The organism is Phycisphaerae bacterium, assembly GCA_024102815.1.
GTDB lineage: Bacteria > Planctomycetota > Phycisphaerae > UBA1845 > UBA1845 > JAGFJJ01.
The window spans coordinates 268,452-283,375 of the sequence record JAGFJJ010000076.1; the positions used below are offsets into that span (position 1 = coordinate 268,452).

A 14,924-nucleotide genomic window follows, 5' to 3' on the forward strand; every position below is an offset into this window, starting at 1 on the left:
AACATGCACGTGCACCGATTACCGTTCCTTCCGCCGCGCAGGCAGCTTTCGACCTGCGCGCTGGCCGTCGTCCTGGCTGCGACGTCCGCCCCGGCCCAGACGGATCGCCCGGACAACCCGCTTGGATTGAGCGGCGATTTGCTCCAGGCAATCCTTCAGCCGGGCGTTTCCGCCGCGGCTGACCGGCATGCGTCGAACGACGACAGTCCCATTCCGGGATCGGTTCCCGAGGTCTCGATCAACGATCGCGGCAATGTTCAACTCCACGTCGCCGGCGTCCCGCTCTCCACCGTCCTTCAACTGCTCTCCGTGCAAAGCCGTCGAAACATCATCGCCTCACCCAACGTCAAGGGGACGGTTACGGCCAATCTCTTCGATGTAACCTTTGACGAGGCCCTGGAGGCCGTGCTCAGCCCGAACGGCGCTACCTACGCCACGCGCGGGAACTTCGTCTATGTCTACACGAAGTCCGAATTCGAGGCGATGAACGCCGCCAGGACAGAACCGCCCGTGACCCGCGTCTTCCGGTTAAGCTACCTATCCGCGTCCGACGCCAAGGCATACCTGGACCCCCTCCTGGAAAAAACCGGCTCGGTCGTCAATTCGCCGCCCTCCTCCGCGGGCGTGGCCGGTGGCGGCGGCAGCTCCACCGAGGGCAACGCCTGGGCGGAAGCGGACCTTGTGGTCGTGACCGCGCCGCCCTCCGTGATGGAGCAGGTCGAATCGCTGATCCACCAGCTCGATGTTCGCCCGCGGCAAGTGCTCGTGGAGGCGACGATCCTGCGCGCCAACCTCAGTGACGAGAACGCCTTGGGCATCGACTTTACCATGCTCGGCGGCGTCGACCTCGAGCTGCTCGGCGCGACGTCTCGCGGGATTCAGAACCTGACCCTTGGGCAACTGCCCACGGCCCGATTCGAGAAATTCAACAGCAACGTCAGCACCGATTTCGCCGGCGACGTTCCCTCCGGCGGCATCTCCGTGGGCATCCTGAAGGATCAGGTGGCCGTGTTCGTAAGGGCCCTCGAGCAGTACACCGACACCACCGTTCTGGCCAATCCCAAGGTGCTGGCCTTGAACAAGCAGAAGGCCCAGGTCATCGTCGGACGGCGTGACGGCTACCTCACCACCACGGTCACGCAAACCCAAGCCATCCAGACGGTCGAGTTCCTTGAGACCGGTACGCAGTTGGTGTTTCGGCCTTTTATCGGCGACGACGGCTGGATCCGCGTCGAGCTCCACCCCGAAGACAGTGTCGGGTTTGTCAACGCGCAGGGGCTGCCCACCGAACAGACCACCGAAGTAACCACGAACGTTCTCGTTCGCGACAAGGAGACCATCCTCATCGGCGGGCTCTTCCGCGAGGTGACCACCGATGCCCGCAATCAGGTGCCGCTCCTGGGCAGTATTCCCATCCTGGGCCAGCTCTTTCGCTCCAACAACGATTCTTCCGCGCGGGAAGAGGTCATCATCCTGCTGACCATCAACGTTATTCACGACCAGGATGCGTACGCCGAGGCCTCACGCCGCCAGGGAGAGGACATCGAGCGCATGCGCATCGGCCAGCGCCGCGGGCTCATGTGGCACGGGCGCGATCGCATGGCACACGCCTGGTATAACCTCGCCGTGGAGGCCTTCGACGCAGGCAAGAAGGATCGTGCCCTCTGGTATGCGAATCTCTCCCTCTCCAATAGCAATCGATACCTGCCCGCCATTGAATTGCGCGAACGCATCCTTTGTGAACGCGACTGGGACGCCGAGGGAACCGCCACGCGCAGCTTCCTCTACCAACTGATTCGCGACGAGCGCGGGGAACCCCCGGCGATGTTCGGCCGACCCCCGGTCACCGCCGGTACCCCCAGGGAGGAAAGCCATGACGGCGATGTCGGGCCGTAGCATCGGCCATGCACTCGTGCTTCTTTCGCTGATTGGATGCTTCGGCGTACTCCACGGCTGCGCGGCCTTCAACAAGAATGCCGCAAAGGCCGAGGAGCGCTGGGACCGCGTCCGCGGGCGCATCCAGTTGCAGCTTGCCGAAAAGCAGTTTGACGGCGGCCGCTTCGCCGATGCGGAGCGCACCGCGACGGAGTCGCTCGCCCTCGATCCGTCCCACGTGGCCACGTACGTCCTGCTCGCCAGGGCACAACTGGAGCTCGGCCGGCTCGTCTCGGCGGAGCGGACCGTCTCCATCGCGGAGAACGCCGGGCTCGCGTCGCCGGCGCTCAGCTACACGCGCGGCGTCATCCTGGAACAACGTGGTGACATCAAGGAGGCACTACCGCACTATGAGTCCGCGGCACAGATGGAGCCGCATAACGAGGAGTACCTCATTGCCTGGGCGGAATGCCTCGTGGCCGTCGGGCAGGAGCGCGAGGCTCTGGACGCTCTCGACAGCGCGATCGACAAGCTGGACGATCGCACGGCCGTGGGATCGCTCGCCGCGCAGATCGCCCTGTTGCTCGGTGATCGTGACGGGGCCCTGGATCGATACCGCCGGGCGGGGATCTCCGTGAAGGACGACGCCCTGCTGGCCGAGAACTTCGGGTTGCTGCTCGCTCGCGCCGGGCGCTGTGCGGAGGCCATTCCCTATCTGACGCAAGCGCTCGATGCCGGGCCGAAAGAGTCTCTCCAATCGTCGGCGCGGCGCGGGCTGGCTGCCTGCTACCTGGAGCTGAAGGATCCGGCACGGGCCAAGGAGGTTCTCGAGGATCAGGTTCGCGGGGAGCCCTCCGACACCGCCGCGCAGCTCCTTCTGGCCAAGGCGGCCCTGGCCACAAATGACATGGTGACGGCACTCGAAGCCGTGACCACCGCCGAGCGCTACGACGGCCATCGCCCCGAGGTCCGCTTCGTCCGTGCCGTGGTGCGCTGGAAGCGCGGCGAGAACGACTCGGCCGCACGCCTGCTGAAGGACCTCGCCGTGGAAAGGCCCGAGGACGTGGACGTCCGCTGCCTGCTCGGCGAAGTGCTCATCAAGCTCGGCGACACCGATGCCGCGCGACGGCAGTTCGAGCAGGCACTGGAACTTGATCCCCGGTGCGTCTGGGCGGCCGACGCCCTGCATTCGCTCGGATAGCCTCATCCAGGCGGCGTCAGTTTCGGTGCCGCGGGCCTCTGCGCTTCGGGCAGCGGCTCCTCCTCGGGCGGGGACAGCCGCTTCACCAGAACATCCTTCAGGGACTTCATCGCAGCGCTGTCGGGCTTCCGCTCCAGGGCAACATCGATGAATTGCAGTGCCGCTTCCGGCGCGAGCCCCCGATCCATGCTGCGCATGAGGTTATCCGCCGCGACCTCATCTTCGCCCTCATGAAACGCCAGGTCCGCCGCAAGGTAATACGTGACCGGATCGTCCGGTGACAGTTCGAGCGATCGCGCGATCCACTGTTTCATGCGCGGGATCAGCTCGTTGGCAGGCCGGCGAAGCATCACCGCCTCCCGCCGGCGCAGAATCGACTCGCACATCATCCGATAACGCCGCCCCAGTTCCTGCTTGAGGGCCGCCTCGGGTACGCCGGGCGGAGCCAGTCCGCGAAGGGAGGCCATGCCCCGGTCTTCGTTGCCTCCCGCCAGTTCGTACGTGATACGTCGCTCCTCGACAGCCTTGACCAGGTTTCGTCCCGGCAGCGACGGCGGAGCGCTCTCCTCCGCTTGTTGCGCCGCCTCGAGCACCGGACCGATCTCGAGCGGGTTGCTGAAGAACAGGCTGTCGGCCAGCTCGGCAAATCCGGCCGCGCGACCGAGCGTGGTCAGACCGAGCTTGGCATACGCCTCCAACGCGGATCGCTGGAGCGAGGCTGCGACGTCGTACTCACCCTTGAAGAACTTCATCGCCGCCACGAAGCGCAGGATTTCCGGCGTCCACCGCGGCCAACTCCGGGCCAGACGCGATCCCTCCGCACCAGCCTCCGTGTCGGGGGCCTCCGTTTCCGCGGGCGACTCCTGCACGGTCTCTCCGGACGGCGTTTGCACCAACTCCTCCACGTGTGTGACCGCCCGCCCCGCCAATTCCGTCATTTCCTTCTCAAACTCGGTCTGCCCGCTGAGCCCGTTAATCGCGTCGACGTGGTCCGGACCGATCATGTTGTAACGAAGCGGGCGGGCCAGAACGACGGCTACCTCCAGCGGCGGCGTGTCCTGATCGCTGCTGCGCACGAAGTCATAGGCCACTTCGGGGTTGAAAGGCTGGCGGCGCAGCTCGCGCTCGATGGCGGCATGCGCGTTTTCCATCGCGAGTGCGAATTGCTTGCGATCGCCTCGCGCTGCGGCGTTGTCGGCCAGGATCAGGTTGATTTCATACTCCACCCGCCCCTGGTTGAGGAACCCCGGCGCCCGCGCCACGAGCTCGATCAGCGCCGCGCTGGCCTCTGCGCAATGGAATGCCGCAGCGTCCCGATCTCCGCCCGCCAGTTGCAGCAGCCGCGAAGCCTCCAGCGCCCCCGCGTCCTGAGCGCGGGACTCCCGATCGACGGCACGCCCTTGGAGCTTGCGGGCCACGAGCATGTGCGCCTCCGCCAGTCGGTAGAGCGCCGTCAATCCGCGCTGCGCATTGAGGCGATACACGGCCCCGGCGGCAAGCTCGACGGCTTCCTCGAAGTTGCCTTCGTCAAGGCGCTGCTCGACTTCATAGCTCTTCCGCGCGGCGGCGAAATCCTGCTGACTCAGGACCATCGCCAGGAGCCCCGCCACACCTCCGACGGCCGCGGTCGCCAGCCGCGCTCCGCTGCGCGACGCAAGGCGATCGAGCATCGTTGCGGAACCGCCACTGCTCATCCCCCAGATCAGTCCCAGCAGCGTGTAGAACCAGACCGGCACGCCGGACACGCGCAGGCCCACGCCGAATGCGGCGTCAACGATCAGACCCACCAGCGCCGCCATCGCTGCGATCATCGGCCAGTCCAACGCCGGGCCATTCACGACGTGTCGGGCGGCGGCAGTAGATGCGGCCCCCGCGGAAGCTGCCTCAGCAGCAGCGTCGGGGCTCTCCGGTGCCACAGTATTGTCAGCAAGAGGCGACCGGCGATTCGTCGCCTTCCCTTGCCGCGACGCATCCGCCGTACGCAGGCCCGCAATTAAGCTGAACACCAGCGACATGCCGATCAGCAGCAAACCGATGATTCCCAGATCGGCCAGAACCTCCAGCCACTCGTTGTGCACATGGGCCAGACGACCCTGAAATGCCTCCGGATCCGTCAGGATGTCCTGCGGAACGAAAGAGTCGCCCTTCAGGACAAACCCCCCCTGGCCGTACCCGAGCACGGGATGCTCTTCGAACATCGCCAGTGCGTACTCCCACGCGTGCAATCGAAGACGGGTCGAGGCGCTGCGGCCGTGGAGATCGCCGCCTGCGCTGGCAAAGTACAATCCACCGGCGACCACCAGTCCGATCGCACCTGCGGATGCGATCCAGCGCCACGCGCCGCGCGCGCTGAATACGACAATCGCGGCCAGTGCGGCGCCCAATCCGAGCATCGCCCCGCGCGATTGCGCCAATAAAAAAGCCCACAGCATCAGGCCCACGCCGGCCAGCGAAGCGATGGCCATTCCCAATCCGCCCGCGGCATGCACCCGGCGGGCACGTTGCACGCCTTCCATCGCCACCGCCAGGCCGATCACGATGCCGGGGATCAGGCACGCCGCCAGGAACGTCGGATTGCCAAACGGGAATTTGGCGCGAAGGTTCGGATTCCGCCCGTAGAAGTACCACACCGCCAGCAGCGCCGTGATGACCCCGATGGGAACGAGCAGGCGGGTCGCAATCCGGGCTCCGCGGGCACTCAGTCCCCATCCCAGCGCGAACGCCCACAGAAACTGGATCGCGAGCAGCAGGCTCGTCCCCAGGGCGAGTTCCGGCGCGTCCGACCATCGACCGCTCAGCAGCGACCACGCCAGGTAACCGAGGACCAGTCCCTGGGCGATACCGAGCCACGGCTGCCCGCCACGTGCACGGTCGGACGGCTGCGCCACCGGGAGCGCCGGACTGAGGCTCTCACTCGATCGCGCCAGCGCGCCGACCGCAAGCACCAGTGCCGCCACGCCCGCACCCACGCCGAGGATCAGCATCTTCACGTCGCCGGCGTTGAGCGTGGGCACGGCGTAATTCAGGCAAAGCAATTGCACGACGGCCCGGAGGGGAGACGTAACCTTCCATGCAACCGCGCCATCCACGAGCGTCGTGGACTCCGCCGCACTGAGCAGGAAGGAGCCGCCGCCCACCACGGCCAGGACCAGTGCAATCAGCACGACCGAAAGCGGTGTCAACGGGCGAAAACGTGGTTTTCGCGCGGAGTCAATGTTGGGTCTGGGGGCTTCCATCATGGGCTCGACTCAGGTCCGGTTACCGCAGCAGACACCGCAACGCACCCTGCGAGGTCTCAGACGCCTCATCATCGCCCAAGGTTCACCAAAATCAAATCCACTTGGGCCGGCTCCATTACGCCCAGACGCCTGCAATTTCCGACATCTTGCGAAACTTGTGGAATTGACTCTGCGTCGCCCATGACGGACCGTCGGGTCATCGGGCCGCCGGTCAACCGGATCGGGCAAATCGATTTGTCCAATTCCACGGGAAACAGGTCATGATGCGAGAGAACGCGATCCTCCTCAGCTTGGTTGTCGGATGGGTGTCGGGTGCCGCGGCTGCCGCGGAGCCGATCGTCGAAAACATCTCATTTGCGAGCGGTTCGATCCAACTGGCGGGGACCATATTGCTGCCCCCCGGCGACGGGCCATTTCCCGGTGTCGTGCTCGTGCATGGATCCGGCACGAGCGACCGTTCCAATCCCTGGACCTCCGCGTACGCCGAAGCGTTGGTTGCAAAAGGAATTGCCGTTCTCCACCCGGACAAGCGCGGGTCCGGCGACTCGGGTGGCGATTGGCACACCGCGAGCTTTCTGGAACTTGCCGACGATGCGGTCGCGGCCGCCGACGTTCTTTCCAAACACGCCAAAACGGACAAGACGAACATTGGACTCATGGGATTCAGCCAGGGAGGACACATCGTCCCCGCTGCTGCCGCCCGCTCCAAGCGCATCGCCTTCGCGGTGAGCGTTTCCGGCTCCTCCGTGCCCATCGTCGAACAGATCGAAGACGAGGTCATGCTCATGGCGGAGCGCGAGGGGCTCTCATCGGAAGAGCAGGCGTTGGTCAGGAAGATCAATGATCTCGGCTTTCGCTACGCGAAGACCTCCGAAGGCTGGAGCGCCTATGATTCCGCGTTACGTGACGCCCGATCCGGACCGCTGGCGGGCAAACGCGTCGTGGAGGGATTTCCGTCCAATCCCGATTCGTCTGCCTGGCGCTTCCTCCGCGCCATCGGAGACTACGACCCCATGCCCTATTGGGAACGCCTCCACATCCCCGTCATGTTCATCTACGGCGGCAACGACACGCAGATCCGCGTTGCCAAGAGCGTACAGCGGATTCAGCAGCGGCTCGATCCGGAGAAATCCAACTACACGATCCTCGTTTTCGGCCGAAACGGACACGCCCTTTTCCGCGATGACGAGATCGCATTGCTGGCCGACTGGATTTCGGCCCGAGGAGCGAGTTGAGCCACGTCGAATGCAAGAACGTCCGCGTGCCACGTGCCTATGCGCGTCTTGCGAATGGATGACCTGCTATCGCGGCTGCCAGGGAATATCCCCGATCGACTCGAGCTTGTTGGCCAGGCGGGCCATCGCGAAGAGCAGATCGCCGAGCCGGTTCAGGTAGATGAGCACTTCCTTGCGCACGGGCTCGGTGTGAGTCAGGACGACCACGGCCCGCTCGGCGCGCCGGCACGTCGCGCGCGAATAGTGCAATCGCGCCGCCAGCGCCCCTCCGCCCGGAAGGATGAAACTGCGCAGCGGCTCGACCGCCTCGCTGCACGAATCGATCCAGCGTTCGAGCTGCTGAATGTCGGCTTCGGTGATCGCCACCGTCGCGCCCTGCCCCTGTGGATTGGCCAGTTCGCTTCCCACGACGAAGAGGTCGGCTTGCAAACGCCGCAGCTTCTCCAGAAGCTGCGGGTCGCGACAGACCGCCCCGGCCAGGCCCAGCGAGCAATTCAGCTCATCCACCTCGCCGTACGCACACACGCGGTGATGATCCTTGCCCACGCGCGTGCCGCCGAACAGGCCCGTTGTTCCGTCGTCACCCTGTCGTGTGTAGAGTTTCATTCCTGACCAACGTGCCCTCCGCCGCGGAAGGACCGACTCCAGGCTACTCCCGGATCGCCGGGCCGGGCGGTTCGAGCGGATCGACCTTGTTCGGATCAAGCTCCAGCGTCTTGAACGCCTCCTTCAGTTTGTTCGTGTCATACTTGCCCTTTCGCGCCAGCGCCTGAAGCGCCGCCAGGGCGACATAGCGGGCGTCAATCTCGAAGAGATCACGCAGTTCCTTGCGGGCTTCGCTGCGGCCGAAACCGTCCGTTCCCAGCGAGTGCAGCCCGCTCGGTATCCATCGGGCGATCATGTCCGGCTGAAGCTTCAGGTAATCGCTTGTGGCGACGACCGGCCAGGGCTCGTCGCTCAACAGACGAATGACGTACGGAACCTTGGCGGGCTCGTCCGGGTGCAGCAGGTTCCACCGCTCGCACGCCAGGGCATCGCGACGCAACTGATGGTAGCTGGTCGCGCTCCATACGTCCGCGGCGACACCGAATTTCTCATCCAGCAAGGTCTGTGCGGCCAGTGCCTCGCGGAGGATCGCCCCGCTGCCGAACAGATGTACGCGCGGCCTGTCCCCGGGATTCTCGTGCGGACGAAACTTGTAGAGACCCTTGAGAATGCCCTCCTCCACGCCCTCAGGCATGGGCGGATGCGTGTAGACCTCGTTGCCCACGGTGATGTAATAGAACACCGGCTCACATTCATGGTACATGCGGCGGATGCCGTCGCGCACGATGACCGCCAGTTCGTACGCCCACGCCGGGTCATAGCACTGCACGTTGGGCACCGTGCTCGCCAGAACATGGCTGTGCCCGTCCTGGTGCTGTAAGCCCTCGCCCGCCAGCGTCGTCCGGCCGGACGTGCAGCCGATGAGGAACCCCCGCCCGCGCGCATCCGCAAACGCCCAGATCGAATCGCCGATCCGTTGAAAGCCGAACATGGAATAGAACAGGAAGAAGGGAATGGTGTTGATGCCGAAGGTGACGTTGGCCGTCCCCGCCGCATTCATCGAGGCCATCGACCCCGCCTCGGTGATACCCTCTTCCAGAATCTGCCCGTCCTGACTCTCGCGATAGTAGAGAAACAGGTGGGAATCGACCGGCTCGTAGCGCTGCCCGACGTGCGAATAGATGCCGTACTTGCGGAACAGTGCGTCCATGCCGAAGGTGCGGGCTTCGTCGGGAACGATAGGGACCACGAGCTTGCCGATCTCCTTGTCGTCCAGCAGGCGCGTGATCATCCGCACCATGGCCATGGTCGTGGCCGCCTCGCGGTCGCCGGTGCCTTTCAGGAACTCGTCAAAGGTCTCCGGCGCCGGCACCGTCACCGGCGGGGCCGGCGCGCGCCTGCGCGGAACAAAACCACCCAGTGCCTCGCGCCGCTCCAGCAGGTACTGCGTCTCCTCCGAGTCCTCCTTCGGGCGATAGAACGGCGCTTCCTCCAGTTCCACGTCGGGAATGGGAATGTCAAAGCGGTCGCGGAAGTGCCGCAGTTCTTCGATGTCCAGCTTCTTCTGCTGGTGCGAAACGTTGCGTCCCTCGCCCGCTTCGCCCAGCCCGTAGCCTTTGATCGTCCGGGCGAGGATGACCGTCGGTCTTCCCTGGTGGTCCACGGCCGCGCGATATGCGGCATGAACCTTGACCGGATCGTGACCGCCAAGGCGCATCTTGCGAATCTGCTCGTCCGTGTAATCTTCGACCAACTTGGTGAGGCGGGGATCCTTGCCGAAAAACCTTTCTCGCGAGTAGGCCCCCGGCTCGACGGTGTATTTCTGCCATTCGCCGTCGATCGTCTCATTCATGCGGTCGACGAGCGCGCCTTCGGTGTCGGCCTCGAACAGCGGGTCCCAGTCCTCCCCCCAGAGCACCTTGACGACATTCCATCCCGCACCGCGGAACGTTCCCTCCAGTTCCTGGATGATGTTTCCGTTTCCGCGGACGGGGCCGTCCAGGCGCTGAAGATTGCAGTTGACCACGAAGATGAGGTTGTCGAGCTGGGCGCGGGATGCCAGGGTGATGGCACCAAGCGCCTCCGGTTCGTCCATTTCGCCGTCGCCGAGAAATGCCCAGACGTGGCAGCCGCTCGTGTCCGCCAGGCCGCGGTCCTGAAGATACTTGTTGAAACGCGCCTGGTAGATGGCCGTCAGCGGACCCAGTCCCATCGAGACCGTGGGAAACTGCCAGAAATCCGGCATCAGCCAGGGGTGCGGATAGGAGGAGAGCCCGCCGCCTTCGGCCCGTTCCCGGCGGAAATTGTGCAGGTAGTGTTTTGATATCCGGCGTTCCAGGTAGGCCCGCGCGTAAATGCCCGGCGACGCATGACCCTGGAAGAAGATCTGGTCGCCGGCGTGATCCTCGGTGCTCGCCCGGAAAAAGTGATTGAAGCCGACTTCATACAGTGTCGCGCTCGACGCATACGTCGAGATGTGCCCGCCGATCCCCGCCGACTTGCGGTTGGCGCGCACGACCATGGCCATCGCGTTCCAGCGCATGAGGCTCTTGATCCGTCGCTCGATGGCTCGATCGCCGGGATACTCCGGCTGCCGTGAAGCGTGGATCGTGTTGACGTAGGGCGTGTTCGCGGTAAAGGGGGCGATCACATCGTGGTGCTTCCCCCAGTCAATCAGCTTTCCCAGCAGGAACCGGGCCCGCTGTCGCCCCGACGTCTCGACGACGGACTTCAGCGACTCGATCCACTCCCGGGTTTCGACGCTGTCGATATCCTGAATCGGTTGTTCGGCCATAGCGGGGCAGCTTACTCCAGGACCTATTCTCTTGCTACGGTCAGCAGCACTGCAACGCGCCGACCTTAAGACGCTGATAAGGCAGTGACAATTTCTGTTTATCCGGGTTGGCCGGAAGGCGCCTGCTCCGCCGCGATACCGGCCGTGCTCCCCACACCCTCCGCCAGCGGCGGCAAAATCCCCTGCGCCGCGTAAATGGGTCGAACCAGCGGCCTCAAACGTCCAAGGAGGCTTCCGAAGCGCAGTCCCGCCAGGATGCACAGCACGCCCCCCAGCATAACCGTCGCCGGTGCGCCGAAGTGGCGGGCAAGTGTGCCGGCGATCAGGCTGCCGAACGGCATCGTGCCCATGAACGCCATCGCAAAGAACCCCATGACACGGCCGCGCATCTTGTCATCGACAATGGTCTGCACCACCGTGTTGCTTGCTGCGGTCTGCACCATCATGCCGAATCCCGCCAGAACCAGTAGCGCCAGCGATAGCCAGAGAACGCGCGACAGCCCGAACAGGATCAGCGAAACACCGAACAGACAGGAGCAGGCGGCGATGATTCGGCCCAATCCGAGCACGCTCTTGCGCATGGCCAGCGCCAGCGCTCCGAGCAGCGCTCCAACGCCCGAGGCCGCCATGAGAAATCCCAGTGTCACGGCACCACCGCCCAGGATGCGGTCGGCAAAAACCGGCATCAGCACCGCGTAGGGCATGCCCACCAGGCTGGTCAGCGCGGTGAGCAGCAGAATCGACCGAATGGGGGCGAAACCGAATGCGGCCGAGAGCCCTTCGCGCAGGTCATGCAGAACATGCGGGTGCGTTTCCGGCGCCTCCCGCGGCGGGACGCGCATCGCTCCCAGCGCCGATACCACCGCGAGGAAGCTTATCCCGTCGATCAGAAAGCAAAGACCCTCGCCGAACAGCGCGACCAGCACACCGGCGATGGAGGGGCCGATCAACCGGGCGCTGTTGAAGATCATGGAGTTCATGGCGATGGCGCTGCTCAGATCGTCGCGCCCCTCGACCATTTCCACGACAAACGCCTGGCGGGCGGGAATGTCGAAGGCGTTGCCCAGCCCCTGGAGTGCGCCGAGCACCACGATGTGGTACACGGTGATCGTCTCCCGAAGGGCGAAGAAGGCCAGCGCCAGCGAGGTGGTCATGAGGCCGAGCTGGGTGCAGATCAGCACGCGATGGCGGTTCCAGCGATCGGCGGCAATGCCTCCCGCCGGGGTAAACAGGAGTGTGGGCACGAGGCTCACGAAGCTCACCAGTCCGAGCATGAACGCCGAGCCCGTGAGGCGATACACCAGCCATCCGAGGGCGACGCGCGTGATCCACGTGCCGATCAAGGAGATCGCCTGCCCGGCGAAGAAGAGGCGGTAGTTGCGATGCCGGAGGGCGCGGAATGCGAAGGCGAAGTTCATATGTCATGGGTGATAGTCGCCTGCCGGTTTCGTGGCAACGTTCGCGCCGACCGCGCAAGGTGGCCTTGCGATCGCTGCATGGATTCGGCTGCCAATTCCATAAGTCCGCGTCAGCGGTAGCGACTCACGTTCTGCAGCAGCCGCTCGAGCAGGGCACGCTCATCGGACAATCCCCGGGAGGTTTCGTCGGCGCGGTCGTCGAGCCCCTCGGCCAGTGTGTCGAAATAGGGCAGGAATTCGCTGATTCGTTCAGCCGCCCGGTCGGGATCGCCGTAGTAGTACCAGTAGTAGCTGCCGGAGTAGTAGTCGCCCCAGATGTCCTCGCAAGCTCCCTTCAGCACAAGGGCCGTATTGAGGAGCAATACACCGCGCTGCACGCCGCTGCTGGAAAAGTACGGCGGATCGGCGTCCTCGCTCAGTTCCCCAGGTAACTCGGCCGCGAGCGGCGCGGGCGTGACCGTGTTGCCATCCGGTGTCTTGTAGGAGAGAGCGACCGTCGCGGCCGTGATCGGTTGCGTGAAGTCCACCAGCGATCCACCACGAAGCCGGACGAACACGATGCCCCCGCCCTGGCGGCGGCTGAAGAACAACGTCGGCAGGTTCAACGTCAATTCGCGGGCGGCCTGGAATTCTTCGGGGAGTCCGTACACGCCGGCCAGGTCGAACGCGGCCGGGATCGTCACGGTCATCTCCACGTCGTAGGCGACGGGTGTGACGAGCAGGTCAAAGTCCTCGTCGAACACGGAGACGATACGCTCGTAGCTTCCGAGGAAGAAGTAGTTGCCGCCGCGGACCTGGGAAATGTCGTAGACGATCTCATCACCGAAGTCGCTGCCCACGCCGAAAACCGTCGTGCCAATGCCGCGGTCCGCATAGTCGCTGATCTCGTTGATGAAGGACCGCGCGGCGAGTTCCTGGCGGAACCGCAACTGGGCATCGGTGAAGAGCAGGACGCGGTCGCTGCGGGAGTCGTTGGCGTGGGCGAGAACGGTCTGGTAGCCGCGGGCCAGACCGGGGACAAGGTCCGTACCGCCACCGGCGGTAATGGTGTCGAGCGCGGCCTTGATCGCGTCGTAGTCGTTTCCGCGGGCGGCTTCCAGAGCCAGACGCGATCCCGTGTCGAACGCGACGATGCTCACGCGGTCGTCGGCGGTCAGGTGGGGGAGCAGCCGGTCGATGGCAATCTTAACGGCGTCGAGCTTTGTGGCGTCGGTGCGCCTCTCGATGTCGTCTCCCATCGAGCCGCTGCGGTCGATCACGATGCAGAGGTTGAGGTCCGGGCGCTGGAAGTCCTCGAGGTCGAGCGTGGAGCCGAATCCGATCTGCACGGTGACCAGCGGAGTGAAGGCGTCGAAGTCGCGGTTCCAGGCGGTGCCCACGGTGGCGTAGAGCAGGCCCGCGTCGGCCGGCGGTTCGAGCGGGACGCTGTGCTCGGAGATCAGTCCCTCGACGGTAATGGCATCGGGATCGGGCACCTCGCCTGCTTCGATGGCCAGCCGCGCCGAGGCGAGGTCCTGCTGTCCGCCGCCGGTCACGCCGAGGTCGCTGAACGGCGCGGCCGGACAACCCGAAAGGAACATGAGAAAACACGAAACCGCGACCAGGGACGCGGGTGCGACGAAATACCGCATCGAACAACCGCTCAAAAAGCAGTGCGTATCGCGCTGGGCATGGTGAAGAGTGAACCGTCCTCTCGCCGCAAGCATGGAGTGCCTCCCGATTTGTGGATGGAATGATCCTCACACAGCAAGAACGACGCGCCGGAAAATGCTACGTCGTTGAGACTGTCCGATCCAGAGACGCGGTTCCCGTCGCGTTCCGTGCCACGGCAGAGGGTGCGACGGTCAAACGGGGTCCGGGGGCGGCAAGCGCTGCCGGTCCCTCCATAGGTAATAACGCGCAGGGTGATCGCGCCAAATGGCGTCGTAATGTGAGCGCCCCTAAACCGGCCGGATCGGCGTGCCACATTCCGGGCAGATGCCGGACGTGTTGCCGGTGAGGTCGTAGCGGCATTTGCGGCAGTGGCCGGGGGGGATCCGGCGGCGGCGGATTGCACTAAATGCGAGAAAGAGCAGCGGAAGCACGCCGAGGAATGCAGGTAGCCAGGTCGGCACGGTTGCCGACCAACTGCGAACCTTTCCAGATTGACCAAGCCCGAATTGGATGAAGCGGTTGCCGTAGTTCCAACTGAATCTAGGCAATCCAGGGGGCGTGGTGATACTACGGTCGTACGAGAAGTAGTAGTATCTGCCCTTGTGGGCGCGGGCCCTGATAAGTGACCATTCTACCGCAAGCAGATCGGCAGGCTCCATCGACTCGAAACTCAAGAGGAGTATTCCGTTGGAGCCAGATGCGCGAGTGTTGCAGGTTCCAGGTACGTGAAACCCCATACCGAACCACCCCGTATGAGAAGCGACCAGCATCGCGCATGAAGAAATGGCGAGGCCAGTTCCAACTGTCCATGTGACGATTGACCAGACGATCCTGAACTTAGCCGCCATATTTCATGAGTTGTCGAATGAGACGGGCTGATTCGTTGTGGTCGGGCGTGCGAGCGGGCCGGGGACACACCGCCCCCTTTCCCCCGTGCTGATTTCGATTGTCGGTTACGGATGG

At 64.5% G+C, this 14,924-nt stretch carries 9 protein-coding genes; 3 read left to right on the forward strand and 6 right to left on the reverse strand.

What is annotated here, in order from left to right:
• Positions 1-9: 9 nt before the first annotated feature.
• Positions 10-1,896, forward strand: coding sequence for a hypothetical protein (locus J5J06_19715; GenBank protein MCO6439323.1), 1,887 nt, complete (start codon positions 10-12; stop codon positions 1,894-1,896).
• Positions 1,874-3,076 (forward strand): tetratricopeptide repeat protein, encoded by a 1,203-nt coding sequence (locus J5J06_19720; protein ID MCO6439324.1) that lies wholly within the window; start codon positions 1,874-1,876, stop codon positions 3,074-3,076. The genes J5J06_19715 and J5J06_19720 overlap by 23 nt, the downstream gene beginning before the upstream one ends.
• 2 nt (positions 3,077-3,078) lie before the next feature.
• On the opposite strand, the gene J5J06_19725 is transcribed toward J5J06_19720, so the two are convergent.
• Positions 3,079-6,315 carry an O-antigen ligase family protein gene (locus J5J06_19725; GenBank protein ID MCO6439325.1) on the reverse strand — a complete coding sequence of 1,079 codons (3,237 nt, stop codon included), beginning with the start codon at positions 6,313-6,315 and terminating at the stop codon, positions 3,079-3,081.
• A gap of 260 nt (positions 6,316-6,575) precedes the next feature.
• On the opposite strand from J5J06_19725, the gene J5J06_19730 reads away from it, so the two are divergent.
• The gene (locus tag J5J06_19730) at positions 6,576-7,550 is read left to right on the forward strand and encodes an alpha/beta hydrolase (GenBank protein MCO6439326.1); all 975 of its coding nucleotides are present in this window, start codon (positions 6,576-6,578) and stop codon (positions 7,548-7,550) included.
• A 66-nt stretch (positions 7,551-7,616) separates the two neighbouring features.
• Here J5J06_19730 and J5J06_19735 read toward each other — a convergent pair whose 3' ends face one another.
• The 5 genes from J5J06_19735 to J5J06_19755 form a co-directional block, all read right to left on the reverse strand.
• Positions 7,617-8,156, reverse strand: a complete 540-nt coding sequence (locus J5J06_19735; GenBank protein ID MCO6439327.1) for a cob(I)yrinic acid a,c-diamide adenosyltransferase — start codon at positions 8,154-8,156, stop codon at positions 7,617-7,619.
• Positions 8,157-8,199: 43 nt separating this feature from the next.
• Positions 8,200-10,890, reverse strand: a complete 2,691-nt coding sequence (aceE, locus tag J5J06_19740; protein ID MCO6439328.1) for a pyruvate dehydrogenase (acetyl-transferring), homodimeric type — start codon at positions 10,888-10,890, stop codon at positions 8,200-8,202.
• Positions 10,891-10,988: 98 nt separating this feature from the next.
• Positions 10,989-12,308, reverse strand: a complete 1,320-nt coding sequence (locus tag J5J06_19745; protein ID MCO6439329.1) for an MFS transporter — start codon at positions 12,306-12,308, stop codon at positions 10,989-10,991.
• A 110-nt stretch (positions 12,309-12,418) separates the two neighbouring features.
• Entirely contained in the window at positions 12,419-14,014 is a 1,596-nt protein-coding gene (locus J5J06_19750; GenBank protein ID MCO6439330.1) for a VWA domain-containing protein, read from the reverse strand.
• 234 nt (positions 14,015-14,248) lie between these two features.
• Positions 14,249-14,635: a hypothetical protein gene (locus J5J06_19755; GenBank protein ID MCO6439331.1), complete on the reverse strand. Its 387-nt coding sequence runs from the start codon at positions 14,633-14,635 to the stop codon at positions 14,249-14,251.
• Positions 14,636-14,924: the final 289 nt, after the last annotated feature.